At 52.5% G+C, this 17,590-nt stretch carries 12 protein-coding genes; 5 read left to right on the top strand and 7 right to left on the bottom strand.

Translation table 11 applies throughout. The features are described from left to right. Window positions 1–33: 33 nt before the first annotated feature. Both AWM70_RS06485 and AWM70_RS06480 read right to left on the bottom strand, forming a co-directional pair. Entirely contained in the window at window positions 34–702 is a 669-nt protein-coding gene (locus AWM70_RS06485) for a TVP38/TMEM64 family protein (RefSeq protein ID WP_068694873.1), read from the bottom strand. A 38-nt stretch (window positions 703–740) separates the two neighbouring features. Then, window positions 741–1,886: an MGDG synthase family glycosyltransferase gene (locus AWM70_RS06480; protein ID WP_169823409.1), complete on the bottom strand. Its 1,146-nt coding sequence runs from the start codon at window positions 1,884–1,886 to the stop codon at window positions 741–743. A gap of 240 nt (window positions 1,887–2,126) precedes the next feature. Between AWM70_RS06480 and AWM70_RS06475 the strand changes: the two genes are divergently transcribed. Next, entirely contained in the window at window positions 2,127–2,906 is a 780-nt protein-coding gene (locus AWM70_RS06475; protein ID WP_068694871.1) for a Cof-type HAD-IIB family hydrolase, read from the top strand. Between the two features lie 136 nt (window positions 2,907–3,042). Here AWM70_RS06475 and AWM70_RS06470 read toward each other — a convergent pair whose 3' ends face one another. Then, entirely contained in the window at window positions 3,043–4,656 is a 1,614-nt protein-coding gene (locus tag AWM70_RS06470; protein ID WP_068694870.1) for a type 2 periplasmic-binding domain-containing protein, read from the bottom strand. Window positions 4,657–5,385: 729 nt separating this feature from the next. Between AWM70_RS06470 and AWM70_RS06465 the strand changes: the two genes are divergently transcribed. Then, a complete protein-coding gene (locus AWM70_RS06465) occupies window positions 5,386–6,129 on the top strand; it encodes a spermidine synthase (RefSeq protein WP_083180146.1) in 744 nt (247 codons plus the stop codon). Window positions 6,130–6,211: 82 nt separating this feature from the next. Here AWM70_RS06465 and cysI read toward each other — a convergent pair whose 3' ends face one another. Then, on the bottom strand, window positions 6,212–7,936 hold the full coding sequence (gene cysI / locus AWM70_RS06460; protein ID WP_068694868.1) for an assimilatory sulfite reductase (NADPH) hemoprotein subunit: 1,725 nt from the start codon (window positions 7,934–7,936) through the stop codon (window positions 6,212–6,214). A gap of 30 nt (window positions 7,937–7,966) precedes the next feature. Then, entirely contained in the window at window positions 7,967–9,832 is a 1,866-nt protein-coding gene (locus tag AWM70_RS06455) for an assimilatory sulfite reductase (NADPH) flavoprotein subunit (protein ID WP_068694867.1), read from the bottom strand. Between the two features lie 279 nt (window positions 9,833–10,111). Here AWM70_RS06455 and AWM70_RS06450 point away from each other — a divergent pair, with 279 nt between their 5' ends. From AWM70_RS06450 to AWM70_RS06440, 3 genes are all read left to right on the top strand, one after another. Beyond that, entirely contained in the window at window positions 10,112–11,113 is a 1,002-nt protein-coding gene (locus AWM70_RS06450; protein ID WP_068694866.1) for a TIGR03943 family putative permease subunit, read from the top strand. A gap of 86 nt (window positions 11,114–11,199) precedes the next feature. Continuing rightward, on the top strand, window positions 11,200–13,053 hold the full coding sequence (locus AWM70_RS06445; RefSeq protein ID WP_068694865.1) for an LTA synthase family protein: 1,854 nt from the start codon (window positions 11,200–11,202) through the stop codon (window positions 13,051–13,053). Window positions 13,054–13,268: 215 nt separating this feature from the next. Continuing rightward, the gene (locus tag AWM70_RS06440; RefSeq protein WP_083180145.1) at window positions 13,269–14,501 is read left to right on the top strand and encodes a sugar efflux transporter; all 1,233 of its coding nucleotides are present in this window, start codon (window positions 13,269–13,271) and stop codon (window positions 14,499–14,501) included. A gap of 47 nt (window positions 14,502–14,548) precedes the next feature. Here AWM70_RS06440 and AWM70_RS06435 read toward each other — a convergent pair whose 3' ends face one another. Both AWM70_RS06435 and AWM70_RS06430 read right to left on the bottom strand, forming a co-directional pair. Then, complete coding sequence (locus AWM70_RS06435) at window positions 14,549–15,661, bottom strand: DNA alkylation repair protein (protein WP_068694864.1); 1,113 nt, start codon at window positions 15,659–15,661, stop codon at window positions 14,549–14,551. Between the two features lie 180 nt (window positions 15,662–15,841). Beyond that, the gene (locus tag AWM70_RS06430; protein ID WP_068694863.1) at window positions 15,842–17,440 is read right to left on the bottom strand and encodes an acetate--CoA ligase; all 1,599 of its coding nucleotides are present in this window, start codon (window positions 17,438–17,440) and stop codon (window positions 15,842–15,844) included. Window positions 17,441–17,590 lie beyond the last annotated feature (150 nt).

The raw sequence follows: 17,590 nt of genomic DNA, 5'->3' as shown, positions 1-17,590 counted from the left end.
GGGAAGCTGCTTTTTTAGCTGATTAAGGCAACCTCATTTGCGGTCAAGCACGACATTTTTTCTCCGGGAAAAAAACAGCCAGACCGCCGCGGCAATGCCGATGCCAAGCACAAAAGCCCACACCCAGGGGCTGTTCCGCATCCCCGCATAGAGGCAGCTCATCGCTATGGAATAGGGTAGAATCCCTACGGCTGTCGTCCATGCGAACCCCCATAATCCCACTTTCAAAAGCCCCGCCGCATAATTGACGATATGATAAGGGACAAACGGCACAAACCGGATCATCAGCAGCCCCAAGTCCCCATACCGGTTCAGCCACTCCTCCATCTTGTCGAGCGCCGGTTTTACGGCTCCGACATGGGGTTTAGCCACCCAGCGGGTCAGATAAAAGCCGCCTATGGAACCTACGATTCCGCCGATCCAGGCATAAACGCCTCCCCATACGGGTCCGTACACCTCCAGCAGCAGCAAAGCGGAAAATTCACCGGGAACCGGCAGCATATTGAGCACCGCCTGGATGAAAACCCCGGCGACAATCCCTAAAATCCCCAGTTGCTGTACGGAATTCATGACTTTGGCGTATTGTCCGGTTTTGATTAAATAAGCTACATAAACGATGGCGGCAAGAATCAGCAGCAGACTGAAAGCCGATATCCATTTCACGCCTGTCATGCCCACTTTGCCGTTCCTATTGTTGTCCATGAATTCCCCCGGCTATCGGCCCTAACCTGGACCTTTTATTAAACCGTTACCCGCAGCCCGCTTTGCAGCAGCTCCAGCATATCGCTGACAATCCTTTCCGCTGCTCCGCCCTTGTAGAGCTCGGACATTCGTCTACGAATGTCCGCTTCTTCTGCGGGATTATCCAGCAAACGACTGATTTGCCGGCTTAACTCCGGAGCGCTTTCCGCGATTCTGGCTGCGCCTTTTCCGGCGAAATATACCGCATTTTCTTTCTCCTGCCCTGCAAAAGGTTTATAGATAAACACAGGCACTCGCAAAGCAAGCGCTTCCGATAAAGTAACCCCACCGGCTTTGGTAACCAGACAGGAGGCCTTCGCCATAATTTCGTGAACATGCGGCACAAAGCCAAAAATTTCCACTTCTGGGTTGCCTCCAAACATCACGGACCACTTCGCATATAATCGTTCATTGCGGCCGCAGACGATGGCAAGCCGGCAGTTTCCTGCCTCCAGCAGCCGCCTCACGATCTCCTCCATCTGCTGCGGCACGCCGAAGGAACCGGCGGTGAGCATTACCTGTTTTTTGCTTTGGCTGCGATCGTCCGCAATAACGCCCTGTTCCTGTTCCTGATTACGGGCTTCCCGGGCGCACTTGCTCTGCGTGACAAAACCTTTGCGGACCGGTATTCCGGTCACCAGAATCTGCTGCGGCGAAGCACAAGCTTTCTTCTGCATATCGTATTTCAATTCGTCCGTCGCCACATAATAGCGGCTCATATCCGGATGAATCCATCGTCCATGGAGCGTATAATCCGTAATTACCGTGCAAACCGGCACGCCAAGTTCGCTTCCGGCTTCAACTGCCCCTCCGAAAGGGAAGGTGTTTAAAATGATATCGGGAGAGACCTGGCGCAGCAGAGCTTTCAGCTTTCTTTTTCCAATAGAATTAAAATATCTGCCCAGTGAGCTGCCCGGACGTGTCCCCCTCGTCCAATAGTAACTCCAGCCATACAAGTCCAAGCCATATTGGGAGGTTAGGCTGTTCTTCAAATATAGTTTCTTCGAAACCGAGTTCAACAGCGGATGGGCTTCCTTCATCAAATCGACGATGAGAACGTCCTCGATGCCTCTTGCGGACAATTCTTGCTCTAAAGCTCTGGAAACCTGATGATGCCCCTCCCCGTAACCGGCCGTTAAAATCATAATGCGCGGCTCACGCATCTCACGAACCAGCTCCCTCCTGAATAAACGTCGAAGATCTTTGCGAACACTCCAAGTATACAGGCAGAAGATGAAAATTCGCTCCGAGAAAAGTTAGCTCCATGTAAGAATTGTTAATGATAAGGAAAAATAAGCGGTATTCCGGCCAATTTCAGAATGGTTTGTTATAATGATGAAGACTAGTTGCAAATAAACAAAATTTTCTGAAAGTCAGGTGAAAAAATGACGGAGAGAAGCATTATTTTCTTCGATATAGACGGAACGCTGCTGGGCGAGGATAAGAAGGTTCCTGCATCGGCCAAGGAAGCGGTTTTTGCCCTGAAACGCCTGGGGCACGAGGTGGCGATTGCGACAGGCCGGGCCCCCTTTATGTTCAAGGAGCTGCGCAAGGAACTGGAAATTGAAACTTATGTCAGCTATAACGGGCAATATGTCGTTCTGCAAGGAGAGCCGATCTATAGAAATCCGCTGGATAAAGTTGCCCTTCAGCAGTTGACAGATCTGGCTTTGCAGCGCAATCACCCCGTTGTATATATGGATCATGAGGATATGAAAGTTACGGTGCCGGATCATGAGTTTGTAACGGCCAGCATGGGAACATTAAAAATCCATGAGCTCCCCGCTCATGACCCGCTCTACTACCAGAATCGCGAAATTTACCAGTCGCTGCTGTTCTGCGTTGAGGGCGAGGAACAAGAATATGAGCAGCAATTTAAAGCCTTCGACCTGATTCGCTGGCACTCTTATTCGGCCGACGTCATTCCTGCAGGCGGTTCGAAAGCCAAAGGCATCGCCAAAATCACCGGGAAGCTGGGCATCCCGGCCGAACGCCAATACGCTTTTGGGGATGGACTTAACGATATTGAGATGCTCTCCCAAATTACGAACAGCGTCGCTATGGGCAATGGCGTTCCCGAAGCAAAAGCTGCCGCCAAATACGTGACCAAAGCAGCGGATGACGGCGGCATTCTGCACGGGCTGCAAATGGTCGGGCTGCTGTAAACTTTAACTTAAACTTTAACTCTAACTCTATTCGCTGGGTTCAAACCTTCGCATGGGCTCTGAATCCGCACAACAAAACGTCCTGTCTCGCCGTATCGGCCTAGACAGGACGTTTGTTGTTTGTCAGTTTGGGTCCTTATTCCGCTCCTTGCTGATCCCAGCGGTCGTATGCCGCCTGGTAGATCTCGGCGATGCGGTCGCCGCCCATTTGTTTCACTTGGGCTTTATATTTCTCCCAGTTCGAAAGAGGCTCCTGACCCGTTACGAACTTGGCCTCCATCTGTTCTACATAGTTGCTCAGGTCCGACTGAAGCGCCGTAACTTCATTTTGTTCCGCTTCTGTCAAGAAGACATTCGGATACGGCACTTTAGCATACGGCAAAATTTTCTCCTTGTTCTCCTGCTCGACCCAATCGTCAATTTCGGATCTCAAACCTTGGGTAACTTCGGGCAGACTGACGCCAGGCGTCGTAATCCCATAGTTCGGCGTCAACGTGCCGCGATACTGCTCACGGTCGCCTCCATCTGGAACGGGCAGCCACTCTTTGATATGTTTATCTTTGTCCGTATATTTCCACAACACATTTTCCGGTCCTTGGTTAAACAAAGTTGAGCCCTCATAACCATACTGATAGTCCACCCAGCGCATCGTCGCTTCCGGAGCCGGATTGGTTTTGGAAATGGCAAACGTACCATTTTTGGAGATGCCCGAGTTTTTCGCCACGACCGGCGAGTCCGGGAACCCTGTCTTGAGCGGGGCCATAAACGGATTGTCCGTGTTCGGCTCCCCGCCGAGCATAAAGTAAGGCAGCCAGTCGTTGAACAGCGCAACCTGGTTATTTTTCCCCTTGGCTTTCTTCTGATCGTCCGTTTGAGAGAACGTCTCGTGGTCCAACAAATCGTCTTTCCAAAGCCGGTTCAAGAAGGTCAGGTACTCCTTGTATCCTTCCTCCTGCGGGGTGTAGTGTACTTTTCCTTCTTTGTCCGCATAATAGATCTCATCGTACATGCCCCAGAAGCCCAGCAGCTGCACGCGGATATCCTTCAGCTTGGTGGAGGTCAGCGGAATTTCGTCCGCCTGGCCGTTGCCGTTTGGATCTTCGGTTTTCACCCGCTTCAGATAGTCGTACAGCTCATCCGGCGTTTCTGGGAGTTTGGTTACGCCCAGCTTCTTCAGGAAACTTCCGTTATAATAGAGCGGGCTTTTGTACCATACGGCGCCTTTGTCAATGTACGGCAGTGCATAAATATGCCCATCCGGCGTGGTAATCGACTTTCGGACATCCGGATTCTCGTCCAGCAGCTTCTTGAGGTTCGGTGCATACTCGTCAATCAGTTTCTCCAGCGGAATCAGCGTTCCCTGGCTTCCATAAGTGACCTGCTCGGCTGGGGTCAGGCTTGCAGCGTAGAAGATATCCGGCAGATCGCCGCTTGCAAAGATCAGATTTTTTTTGGTTTCAAAGCTGTCCACTGGAGCCGTCTGGAACGTGAGTTTGATGTTGGTCATACTCTCCATTTCCTTGAATACCTGCATCGTATCCCACTTGGCAGCCCCAACGTCAGGCGCAAAAACAGACAGTGTGATTGGCTTGTCGACAATCGGAAAACCCTCTTTATGCACGCTTTCCGCTGAGCCGGACGACTGACCGCCTTTCCCGTTCCCCGCGGATCCGGAACCGCATGCGGCAAGCAGTGAAGCAAACATCGCCAGGCACAGCATGATCCCCCACGGTTTCAAGCTTTGTCTCATTACATGATTCCTCCTGTCCCCTCATTAGTGAGCGGCTTAACCTTGGACCTTCAGTTTCTCCCCCCTGTCTGATCAAAACTTCATCATGTCCTATGCGGCACCCACTGGCCAGGAATCGACCCGGGTTCTCAGACCAGCCGCCAAACTGTTAGCGCTTACAGAAAGTGTAGTGAAGGCTGTTCGGGACGTAAATATGTTATTTTTGCTTGATTAAAAATGCATCCTTCAGCTTCCTTTGGACTTGGGGCGACAGTAGGCCCCGCCCCGTTTCAGATGGAATATTCCAGATTTACGAATAAAAGGAATGTGTCAAATATGACCACTGTAAAATCTACATATTTTTGGCCATTTCTATATTGCGGAGTTAATTATAGTCCGAAAAAACAAAACTGGACGAAGCTGACTGCGCTTCGCCCAGTGAATCTGCGAGACAATCAAGTTTATAAGGCTCTTTACAAAAGCATTTATCGCAAAACGGCCTAAATTCGCTTCCTGTCCTCAGAGCATGTGCACAAATATCTTAAATTTCGACAATTTATGAGGTGCGAATCCCTCTGCGTTTCTATGGGAGCTTCCCATTCGCACCTCTTCTTCTCTCCATCCTTGCCGTAAGGCCCGGCGAGTCTTATACTGTTCGATATTAGCTTCGAGAGGTGCGGCATCAGAACTGGAAAACGCCTCAAATAAAAGGATAACCATCATCACCTATACGAATGGAGGATTCATCTTTTGCAGCGCTTATTATTTGAAACGGAAACCGGCCATCATCATATTGCTGTTTATGAGACAGATGAGCTTGACGGGCAGAAAGGCCGATTTCGGGTCCTGCAATTTGCAAGCCAAGCGAATCAGGGAGCCCTGGATATGGATAATCCGGACCGGATCCTGTTTGAATACCCGAAAGCGATCATTCATTTAATGGAGCATAATGTCCCGGATTTTGAAGAGGTTTTTATGATTGGGCATGGCATCGGAACCTTGTCCCGTTATTTTTCCGAGAAAAATGTTACCGTATCCGAACTCGATCCAGTCATCGTCCAGATCAGTCAAACCTATTTCGGTTACAGCCTGAATAATGTGCAGACGGGGGACGGAAGAGCTTTGCTTGAGCACCAGCCTGCCGGTAAATTTGATTATGTGGTATTGGACGCTTTTGACGCGGAGGGTACTCCCAGGCATCTGGTGTCTACGGCGTTTTTTCAGACGATAGCAGACAAACTTAAACCGGAAGGTTCAGTCCTGATCAATCTCACCGGAAGAGCCGGACATGATCATCTGCTTGGAGCTATTGGGGAGACCATGGGCCGGCATTTTGCTTATACAAGAGCATTCTCTTTAAAGGCAGACAGCCGCGGAGACGTAGTGAACTTTATATTGGCTGGTTCAGCCAGACCGCTGCTTTACCTGGAACGTCAGATGGCCGGTTTCAAAGAGACGGTGCTGCCTCCAGGGTACTTAATATGGGATAAATGAAGGGGCGGAGTATTAAGAAAAAGAACCAGAAAAAGCGCCCCATACGGAGCGCTAATTTCTTGCCTTTAAAAACACAACCTGCTCAGGCGTGGAATTCCTGCCCATCCAGCACTTCTTTCACATATCCCGTCCGGATCGTGAAATCGCCGAAATGCTCCCCTTCGAGCCGTTCTTTGGCGTAACGGTTAATGATGGGCTGCAGCGAGTTCAAAATTTCCTCTTCGCCGATGTTTTCCTTGTACAGCTTATTCAAACGGTTGCCTGTGAAGCCGCCGCCGAGATACATATTGTACCGGCCCGGGGCTTTGCCGATGAAGGATAACTCGGCGAGCGCAGGTCTCGCACAGCCGTTCGGGCAGCCGGTCATTCGGATAACGATGTCCTCATCGCGCAGTCCAGCCTCTTCAAGCATCGGCTCAATTTTGTCGAGCAGGGAAGGCAGATAACGTTCGGATTCGGCCATCGCCAGCCCGCAGGTTGGAAGCGCAACACAGGCCATCGAGTTTCGGCGCAGCGCTGAATAATGGGCGCCATCCGTCAAGCCGTATTGATCGATCAGGCTCTGGATTTTTTTCTTCTTCTTGCTGCTCACGTTGCCGATGATCAAGTTCTGATTAGGCGTGAGGCGGAAATCTCCGCCATGCACCTTCGCAATTTCGCGAAGCCCTGTCATTAAGGGATAATCATCGAAATCCTTAACACGGCCATTCTGAATGAACAAGGTAAAATGCCATTTGCCGTTGCTGCCCTTCACCCAGCCATACCGGTCACCGTTATGCTCGAAATGATAAGGGCGGGCTTCCAGCAGCGAATAACCCAAACGGGCCGTCAATTCCTTTACGAGCCAGTCAATGCCGCGGTCGTCAATCGTGTATTTAAAGCGTGCGTGCTTGCGGACTGCCCGGTCGCCATAATCCCGCTGAATGGTCACGACTTTCTCCGCCACATCCACCATCTGGTCCGGCGTGCAGAAGCCAATAATTTTGGAGACCTGCGGATAGGTCTTCGGATCGCCATGAGTCATCCCCATACCGCCGCCAACTGCCACGTTAAAGCCGGCCAGCTTCCCGTCCTCCACAATCGCGATAAAGCCAAGATCCTGCGAGAACACGTCAACGTCGTTGGACGGAGGCACTGCAATACCGATTTTGAATTTCCGCGGGAGATACACCGGCCCGTAAATCGGTTCCACCTCCGTATCCAGGTCCCGGCTGTCGATGACCTTCTCTTCATCCAGCCAGATTTCATGGTAGGCGCGGGTCCGCGGGTCCAGATGTTTGCTGACTTTGGTCGCCCATTCGTACACTTCGCCGTGAATTTCGGACTGATACGGATTCGGGTTGCACATGACGTTGCGGTTAACGTCGCCGCAGGCTGCCAGCGTGCTGAGCAGCACTTCATTGACCTCCCGGATCGTATTCTTCAAATTCCATTTCAATACGCCGTGCAGCTGGAAGGACTGGCGTGTCGTCAGGCGAATCGTTCCATTCCCGTATTTCTGCGAAATGCGGTCCATCATCAGCCACTGCTCCGGGGTTACGACACCGCCTGATGCGCGAACGCGGAGCATAAACTGGTAAGCCGGCTCCAGCTTCTGATGCGCACGTTCGTTCCGCAGATCTCGGTCATCCTGCATATAGCTGCCGTGATGCTTCATTAGCCGGTTGTCATCTTCGGGGATGGAGCCGGTAATCGGATCTGCCAGCGTCTCCGTCAAGCTGCCGCGCAAATAATTACTGTTTCGTTTAATCTCTTCAACGTCACTGTGCGGAGCACTGTTCTTGGACAACAAATGATTTTCTGACATAAACTCTTTCTCCTTTCACAGGCTGGGCTCTTAATACACATCGCGCTGATAACGTTTCTGCTGCTGCAGGCTGCTCAGATACTCTGCAGCTGCCTCCGCACTCAGGCCGCCTTCCTGCACCAGGATCGACTGCAGCGCCTGATGAACATCCTGGGCCATATGTTTCTCGTCACCGCAAACATAAATATAAGCGCCCTCCTGAATCCACTTGTACAGCTCGGCTCCCCGCTCCAGCATCTTGTGCTGCACGTAGATCTTCCGGTCCGTATCCCTGGAGAACGCGACATCCATCCGGGTAAGCACGCCGTCCTTCAACCAGCGCTGCCACTCTACCTGATACAGGAAATCCGTCGCAAAATGCTGATCTCCGAAAAACAGCCAGGTCCGTCCGGATGCTCCCTGCTCTTCCCGTTCACCCAGGAAAGAGCGGAACGGCGCTACACCGGTGCCCGGTCCGACCATAATCAGCGGCGCCTCCGGATCAGCCGGCAGCTTGAAGTTCGGATTCTGCTGGATAAACACCGGAAGACTATCCCCCGGCTGCACGCGATCGGCCAGATGAACCGAGCAGACGCCGTAGCGTTGTCTTCCACCGTTTTCGTAACGGACCGCCCGAACCGTAACATGAACTTCATCCGGAGTGGCGGAAGGGCTGCTCGAAATGGAATAGAGCCGCGCAGGCAGCTTGCGCAGAATACCAACAAAGTCGCCTGCCGGGATGCCTTTGAGGCTGTAATCCTGAACCAGATCCAGCAAATCCCGTCCTTTCAAATAATCGCGCAGGGCCTGTTGCTGACCTTCGGCCAGCAGCCCTTGAAGCGCGCTCTCCGGAGCCAGTTTGGCTGCCTGCTCCAACAAAGGTTTGGTCAGCACGGTAATTTCGTAATGCCGGAGCAGCGCTTCGCGCAGCGGTCCGGTCTGCCCTTTTTTATCCAAAGCCACCGTCTCATCCGGATTCCAGCCCATCGCTTCAATCAAATCTTCTACCAGCTGCGGATGGTTCTCCGGATAAATGCCGAGACTGTCCCCCGGCTCATAAGTCAAATTGGAGCCTTCCAGCGAGATCTCCAGATGGCGCGTCTCTTTCTCTGCTCCCCGGCCATTCAGATTCAGGTTCTCCAGCACCTCCGCCTGGAACGGATGAGTTCTGGAATATTCCGACTCCGTTTCAGCGCTTGAGGCTGCCCCCGCTTCCGATGGACTCACCCTTACGGCGGGCGCTGCCGATTGATTGACCGCTTCCAGCACCTGATTCATCCACTGGGCAGCAGGCTCGTCAAAATCAACGTCACAATCCGTTCTCGGCACAAGCCGGTTCGCTCCCAGCTGTTCAAGCCGCTCGTCGAAGTCCTTGCCGGTCTTGCAGAAGAATTCGTACGAAGTATCGCCAAGCGCCAACACCGAATAGCGGAGCTCTTTAAGCTCGGGAGCCCGTTTGCTGTTCAGAAAGCTGTGAAAGGAAATCGCGTTATCCGGCGGGTCCCCTTCCCCCTGCGTGCTGACAACAACAAATAAATAATGAAGTTTCTTGAGCGTGTTGGTTTTGAAATCGCTCATGGCGGAGAGCGTCACCGTGAAGCCCTGCTGCTCCAGCCTTTGGGCGAGCTTCTTGGCCAGCCCCTGGCTGTTGCCTGTCTGTGAGCCGAACAGGACGGCTGCTTCCTTGGGAACTTCCAAAGCGGCCGGCGCAGCGGATACAGCGCCATTCGGACGGGACGGCGCACCTGGAGCGGCAAGAGCCGGGGCGAAGGATGCCCCATCCCCCTCTGTTCCCTGCAAAGCAGCCAGGTATCCGTTCAGCCAAATCCGCTGAGAATCGGTTAAGGTCGGCAGCAGGCGGTTAAGCAGCTCAACCTGCTCCTGCGTAAAAGGACTGTTCGTGACTAATAGTTCCAACTAAATCCACCTCGCACAGCATACATGTTTTTTAATCTCTTTAAATTCGATCAATTTTATATGAATTAATGATATCGCTCGTTTGAACGTAACATAGAAGACCCATACGGTCAATTTGCTTCCTCTTATGGATGCCATTAGGAAAGGTTATAATTCGTCCAGATCTTCGTTTTGGGTCCGGATTCTTCTCTTTAAAGGATGTAAAAATAGATTTTTCCACTGAATTGTAAGATAATACAATAATGAACTCAAAAACTAGGCCATTTGGGGGTCGGTCGAATGGTACGGCTTTATGTCTTGGCCGGATTTATTCTGGTGTTTCTGAAAATGCAGCTTGACGGGGATCTAAACAAATATATCAACACCAAATACGCTTACCTCTCGGTCAGCTCTATTGTTTTGTTGAGCCTTTTGTTTATTTTTGAAGCGGTTCGTTTCTATGCGAAGGAACGGGATGTCAGTCGCAAAGAGAAACCATCCCCTTCCCTGCAGGAAGACAGAAACCATCCGGAGAGCCGGATCTATAACGTGCAGGCGCCTTACCTGCACCATGAGCATCACTATGAGCATCAACGCGAGCACCGGCAGGCGCAGCATGAACAGGATCATGCCCATCACCATAGTCATGTCCACGACAGCCATGAAGGGCACTCGCACGGAAGTTCTTCCCGGCTCCTTCGTCTGCTCACTTATACGGTGCTTGTTTTCCCCGTCGCGACAGGTTTGTTTCTGCCTGTGGAGACGCTGGATTCCAGCTTTGTCAAAGCAAAGGGCTTCTCCTTCCCGGCGATTGATGTTTCCAACGACAATCCGGGCTACCACCAGTTTCTGAAGCCGGATACAAGCGTCTTCTACGGCAAGTCCGGCTACCAGACCGTATCGAAGAAGGAACTGGCGGGTTTCGAGGAACAGCCTCAGCTGAATCTGACGGACGCCAGCTACCTCAGCGGACTGGAGTCCCTGTACAATTACCCGGATAAGTTTGCTGACAAGACCATCAGCTTTAAAGGTTTCATTTACAAGGGCGAGCAGACCCGGGAGCAAAATTATTTTGTGTTCCGTTTTGGCTTCATCCACTGCGTGGCCGACTCCGGCGTGTTTGGCATGCTGGTCCAGTTCCCGAAGGGCACGGTCCTTCAGGACGATCAATGGGTACAGGTGACGGGGAGCTTAACCTCTGAGCTGTACCAGCCGTTTAAACAGACCTTGCCTATTCTTAAGGTAGACAGCTGGAAGACGATTGACGCCCCGCCCGATCCTTACGTGTACCGGACCTTTTAAGCGGAGGAACCGGACATTCGGGGCAGCATGGGCGGTCCAAATGCAAGCGTTGCAACAAGTTTTTACTAAGGGAGCGATAAGGTTTGATGAAACAACTATCCTGGAGGAAAATCGCGCTAAAGCCGTTCTTCTTTTTCTCCATCGTCATGATTCTAAAAATGGTGCTGGTGTGGGCCGTTGTTTTCCGGCATGAAGGCAGCTTGATCCAGTCCCTGCTGGTCGGCATTCCGCCGGTATGGTTCATCTTCAGTCTGCTGGAAAGCTATGCTTACAAACGCAAGCTCAGCGCTTATTTGATCACCGATTTGGTGCTGACGATTATTTATTTTGCCGTCATTATGTATTACAAATATTTTGGCGTTATTGTCACCTACCATGAGCTTCGTCAGGTCAATCAGGTTTCGGAGGTGAACAGCAGCGTCTTCTCTCTGATGGACCCTTACTATCTGTTTGTGTTCACGGATATTGTGGTTCTTTTTGTACTTATGCTGTCCAACAAACGGTTTAAAGCCTTCGGAAGAGGACTCCGGTTTCGGGAGAACCGCGGTCTGCTCGGCGTTGGGCAGGTGGTGATGCTCATGCTGTGCGCCGTCATTATTTTACCGTTCCGAAACGGCATGAACGAGCTGCAGCAGGCCAAAAACATGGGCATCATCAACTACGAAGCTTACGTCGCTTTTGCGCCTTCCAAGGACCTGAAGATTGATCCGCAGACCGTAACGCCGGACTTGGTCGCCCAGGTTAAGGGAATCACCGATCCGGGCCAGCCTGCTTACTGGGAAGCAGCCAAAGGCAAAAATGTCATTATCATTCAGCTTGAGGCTTTTCAGAATTTCCTGATCAATCTGAAGATCGACGGCCAGGAAATTACGCCGAACATGAATGCTTTGGTGAAGGACACTTTCTATTTCCCTCATTTCTTCCAGCAGGTGGGACAGGGCAACACGGCCGATGCCGAATTTGTGGTGAATACATCCCTGTACGTGCCGCCTAATGGCGCGGCTTCAGAGGTTTATGCGGACCGGGTGCTGCCGAGCATGCCCAAGACCCTCGCAAACAACGGTTACCGCACGGCCACTTTCCACACGAACAACGTCATTTTCTGGAACCGGGATGAGCTGTATAAAGCTTTAGGCTGGGAAAAATATTATGACAACACCTTCTTCGGCGACAGCGATCCGGTTGCGTTTGGTTCTTCGGACGAGGTCCTCTACAGGAAGACCTCTGAAGAGCTCGGCAAATTCCAGCAGGAAGGCAAACCTTTCTATGCGCAGATCATTTCGATGTCCGGCCACCATCCGTTCCGGATTCCGGAAGCGAAATTCAAAATGAAGCTGCCTGACCGCTTTAAAGGGACACTCGTAGGCGACTATATTCAGGCGCAGAACTATTCGGATTATGCGCTTGGGCAGTTTATACAGGAGCTTAAAGCGAATGGCGTTTGGGATAACAGTGTTATCGTGCTCTACGGCGATCATCAGGGCCTGCCGGTCTACTCTCTGAACAGCAAAGAGAAAAATCTCATGAAGGAGATTTACGGCCGCACTTACACCGTACCGGATATGATGAACATTCCGCTCGTGATGTCGGTTCCCGGCCAAGGAGCGAAGGTGTTTGACCAGATCGGCGGTCAATCGGACATCTACCCGACGATCGCCAACCTGATCGGAGTTTCGCTTAAAGATCAGGTGCACTTCGGTCAAGATCTGCTTAACCACACGAAAAACGTGCTGCCGCAGCGTTATTATCTCCCATCCGGCTCCTTCATTACCGAGCAGGGCGCCTTTGTTCCGGGCACCAGCTTTAATGATGGGAAGACCTACAAGCTGGACGGCGAACTCGTCAACAAACCGCTGGAGGACAAAACCGAATACGACAAGGCTCATAAGCTGGTGAGCATGTCCGACGGTTATGTGTCTTCCCTGCCGAAACGGAAATAAATCATATCCGCTCGCCTACGTTTTTCTGCACAGACAAACGCGCCCGCCATATGGCGGGCGCGTTCGTCATTGTCCCCCCCCCGATTTCTTCTCCCATCCGAACCTGGGTGAAATGAGGGATTTCAGGCTGTGCAGCTGGCCGACTTGTGCTAGAATGGTTTGTTGGAACTACAAATATAGGCACACAGGATGAATAGTAGGCAGGAGGAACATCATTGACTGATCGAATACGGAGCCTTTTCAGAATTAAAAACTACGGGCTGTACGTCGTCGCCATGCTGCTGCTTGGCGCTTCGATCGGCGTAACAGGCCCTTATCTATCGTTATACTGCACCAAAGTTATCGGCATGAGTACAGGAGCTTACGGCCTGTTTATGGCTGTTCTCGCTTTAAGCGGGGTTGCTGTAAATACGATACTCGCCAAATTTTCCGATAGCGGCATGAACCGCAAAGCGGTCATCGTCGCTGCTGTCTGCTGCTCGGCGATGGGATACGCTTCCTTTCTGATCTTCCATCATTATGCGGCGCTTCTAATCAGCGTTTCCTTTCTGGTTGGGCTCGGCGCTCCGGCTCTGCCGCAAATTTTTGCTTCAGCGCGCGAGGCGGTCAACGAGAACCAGGAGGCCGTCGATTCGACCTTTGCCAACTCCCTGCTTCGCTCGCTGTTCTCGGCCGGCTTCCTGATCGGTCCGCTGATCGGAAGTCTGCTGCTGCTTACGGTCGGCTACAGAGGGGTATTTCTGGGCACCTCTGTCCTGTTCTTAACCATTGGACTGCTTGTGCTGTTCCTGCTGAAGAATAAGAAAAGCGTCAAATCCGCGGTCAATGTCAAGCCGATTTCAGAGCCTAGAAATGAAAGCGGCATGGGACTTCGGAGCAAAGTGATTATGCTCCCGTTCATTACGCTGATTCTGCTGAATACCTGCAACACCGTCTACAACTCGACCATTCCTTTGTTTGTGGTCAATCAGCTGCACGGTACGGAAAGCCAGGCCGGCTTGGTTGTCGCTTTATGCGCCGGACTGGAAATCCCCTTGATGATCGGCCTTGGCGGAGTGGCGGCCAAAATCGGCAGCCGGGCCATGATGATGATCGGCTGCGTGCTGGCTGCCATGTATCATGTCATTCTTCTGCTGACCCATGAGCTGTGGCCGATTATTGCCGGTCAGCTGCTTCAGGCTTCTTTTGTTGCTATGGTGATTGCCATCGCACTCAGTTATTTTCAGGATTTGCTGCCGACCCTGCCCGGTCTTGCCACCATTCTATATACAAATGCGACTACACTGGGACAGGTAGCCGGCAATTTGACCGGCGGCACCGTTACCCAATTGGCCGGCTTCCGGAACGTCTATTGGGTCTGCCTGATTCTGGTGCTCGCAGCCGTCTTGCTGCTGCTGCGGACCAAACCGGCAGGAAGTAAAACGCATTCCGCCAGCATCGAAGGCTGAATCCCCTCCTTTGCTCCCTTCCGCTCTCCCTTGCTGACAGGAACCGGCTATTCCTCCGATTCCGACAGTAATACCTGCGTTTGCGCGATCTCCCGCCCGTTAACCAGCAGCACCAGCCGGTGCTGTCCGGGGTAATGGCGGCGGGTCGTAAGATTTGCCCAGCGGTGCGTACGGACTCCGGCAAGCCTTGTCCCGCCAGGCACCGTTTTATCACTTAGCAGGAACAGCTTGCGGGAGACCCTGCCTCCGGCTTTCACGAAATCAACGCCATATTCGAGCCGAATATGAACAGCTTCCCCATCCCGGAGACGAAGCTCATAAGACAACTCGGATTGCCCGCCGATGGCCGCGTGATCCGGGTTTGCCGACAGCTCCGCCGAGACTGCGAGCGGTTCCCCCTGCTCCGGGTCTGCATATCCAAAGAGGGCCAGCACCTCCGGAACCGCTTTGCGGATCAGATTTCTGCAGGCATGGCGGATGATCCAATCCGTCTCGGGAGCGCTTCCCCTCCATTTGCGGGCAAGCTCGATCACAAGATCCGGGTGGTCTTTGGCCATGTCGTTCAGGTTGTTCGCTACGCTCTTCCTTACATACAGGGAAGGATCGGCTTTCAGCCGCTCCAGCACCGGCAGAATCGGTGCCGGGTCTTTCTTGAACATGCCGAGCGCCTGGCCCCAGGGAAGCCGGGGCCGGCAGCCCTCGCTGGCCAATCGGCGCACATGTTCGTCGGGATGGCCCGCCCAGGCCAGCATCTGCTTCATCGTCCGTTCAGGATCGCGCAGCAGAAAAGGCCTGACGGCGAATTCGGCCGACGATTTAGGCGTAAAACGCTCCAGCGCCTGCATCGACAGCTCCCAATCTTCCTTTCCCTGGCCGAACACCTCCACAAAATCCGGAAAAATCAAATACGGAAATCCGCTGCACTCCCCATCAATCGCAAACAAAACCGCGATGGCCTCCGGATAAGCGGACGGCAAATAACGTCCGAGCGTTTCGGTAATTTTGCGCATCCTCGCTTTGAGCTCCAGACCTTCCCAGCCCTCATCCAGCACGGAATGAATGAACCCTTCGGTGTCAAAAGGGGGATAAGCCCGATGAAGCTTGTCCGCAAGCTGCCTGATAAAAGGCTTGTTGTATACATTTTTTAACGGCTCAGCCAAATGAATTCTCCTCTCCAGTCTGCAAGTGCAGACGGGCAATCTTTCGTCACAGGTATAACCCCTTTATTATAGCATCCCTCCACCAGAATGCGCATATACGTTCGTATTCCAGTTCAAAAAAAAAACACCCCGAAGGGTGTTTCACTTGTCCATTCCCCGCTCTTGATTGGAGGCACGTATTTACTGATTCGTCTTGGCGGCTTTCTTCTCCTGCTCACGAAGCTCAACTCTGCGGATCTTGCCGGAGCTTGTCTTCGGCAGGTCGTCACAAAACTCAAGCTTACGCGGATACTTGTAAGGAGCCGTTGTCTGCTTCACATGGTTCTGCAGCTCTCTGGCCAGCTCCGGAGAAGCCTCTTCGGCATTCCTTAATACGACGAACGCTTTCACGATATGTCCGCGGATTTCGTCGGGACTCGCCACCACTGCGCATTCCTTAACAGCCGGGTGCTTCATCAGCGCTTCCTCTACCTCAAACGGTCCGATCGTGTAGCCAGAGCTGATGATGATGTCATCCCCGCGGCCTTCAAACCAGAAATAGCCCTCTTCATCCTTGGAAGCCCGGTCCCCGGTAATGAAATATTCCCCGCGCATGCCGGCCTTTTTCCGGTCCGGATCTTTGTAATACTCGCGGAATAAAGCCGGCATATCCTGATGGACAGCAATATTGCCAACCTCGCCCGGCGGAACCAGGCGTCCCTCTTCATCCACGATTTCCACAAGGCCCGGCGCAAGCGCTTTGCCCATCGAACCGATACGCAGCGGAGCATCCTTCAGCGCACCGATCAGCAGCGTGCTTTCCGTCTGCCCGTAGCCGTCCCGAATCGTAATGCCCTGTTGGCTTTTAAAAATATCAATAACTTCACGGTTAAGCGGTTCGCCAGCAGAGACCGCGCTGCGCAGCGAGCTGAGATCATATTCTTCCAGCCCGCCCGATTTGGCCATCAGCCGGTACTCAGTAGGCGTGCAGCACAGGACCTGAATCCGGTATTTCTGCAGCAGCTCCAAATAACGTTTAGGCGAGAAAGAGCCGTTATAAATAAATCCGGTTGCCCCGCTGCCCAGCACCGACAAGAACGGACTCCAGATCCATTTCTGCCAGCTTGGCGCTGCTGTGGCCCACACGATGTCATCCTGACGGATATCCAGCCAATTCTCCGCTGCAATGCGAAGGTGGGCATATCCCCAGCCATGCGAATGCACGACGCCTTTGGGATTGCCTGTCGTTCCGGAGGTATAGGCAAGAATGGCCATATCTTCGCGGCGGGTCGGCTCGGCCTGAAAGCTGTCCGGCTGGCCTTCCATCAACCGCTGCAAATCCAGCCAGCCTTCCTGCGGCTCTGCCTCTTCTTCCCCAACGGCGATCCTGTAATCCAGATTAGGCAGCTCTTCGTCAATCCGATTCACTTCACCCGTAAATTGGCCCCAGACCAGCACGGCTTTCGCCTCCGAATGCTTCAAACGGTAGACCAAATCTTTGGACCGAAGCAGCTCCGAGGAAGGAATGATAGCCAGACCGAGCTTTAGACAAGCCAAATAAATGAGGTAAGCGGTGATCGTCCGGGGGACCATGACCAATACCCGGTCTCCCTTGGTCAGTCCAAGCTGCTTTAAGCCACCCGCCAGGCGGTTCATCCGACTGACCAGCTCCCCGTACATAATCTCTTTATATTCTCCGCTTTCACTCAGCCATTTGAGTGCCGTTTTGGCAGGCGGATGCTTCTCCACTTCCGACGAGATGTTGTAAATCTCAGGTGCAATCCATTCTTGTATGTTCACCCTGCGGTCTCCTTTTTTGTCCAAATCAATATTTAGGATTTCATTATAACACTTTATCCTAGTAGCTGGTACTAGTACCTGTGAATTTAGATCCCTCCTGCCCGGTTTGTTGGGTACCCATCAGGCTGACTCGCGCGGAGCCGCAGCTTA

This window comes from Paenibacillus yonginensis, from assembly GCF_001685395.1.
Lineage (GTDB): Bacteria > Bacillota > Bacilli > Paenibacillales > Paenibacillaceae > Fontibacillus > Fontibacillus yonginensis.
Note: the sequence above shows the minus strand (reverse complement) of the source record. Positions and strands in the feature narration are given on the sequence as shown.

Coding starts and splice junctions, on each gene's coding strand:
- AWM70_RS06470 (WP_068694870.1), bottom strand. CDS start 4,656: ATGAGACAAAGCTTGAAACCGTGGGGGATCATGCTGTGCCTGGCGATG.
- AWM70_RS06485 (WP_068694873.1), bottom strand. CDS start 702: ATGGACAACAATAGGAACGGCAAAGTGGGCATGACAGGCGTGAAATGG.
- AWM70_RS06450 (WP_068694866.1), top strand. CDS start 10,112: ATGGTACGGCTTTATGTCTTGGCCGGATTTATTCTGGTGTTTCTGAAA.
- AWM70_RS06480 (WP_169823409.1), bottom strand. CDS start 1,886: ATGATTTTAACGGCCGGTTACGGGGAGGGGCATCATCAGGTTTCCAGA.
- AWM70_RS06445 (WP_068694865.1), top strand. CDS start 11,200: ATGAAACAACTATCCTGGAGGAAAATCGCGCTAAAGCCGTTCTTCTTT.
- AWM70_RS06475 (WP_068694871.1), top strand. CDS start 2,127: ATGACGGAGAGAAGCATTATTTTCTTCGATATAGACGGAACGCTGCTG.
- cysI (WP_068694868.1), bottom strand. CDS start 7,936: ATGTCAGAAAATCATTTGTTGTCCAAGAACAGTGCTCCGCACAGTGAC.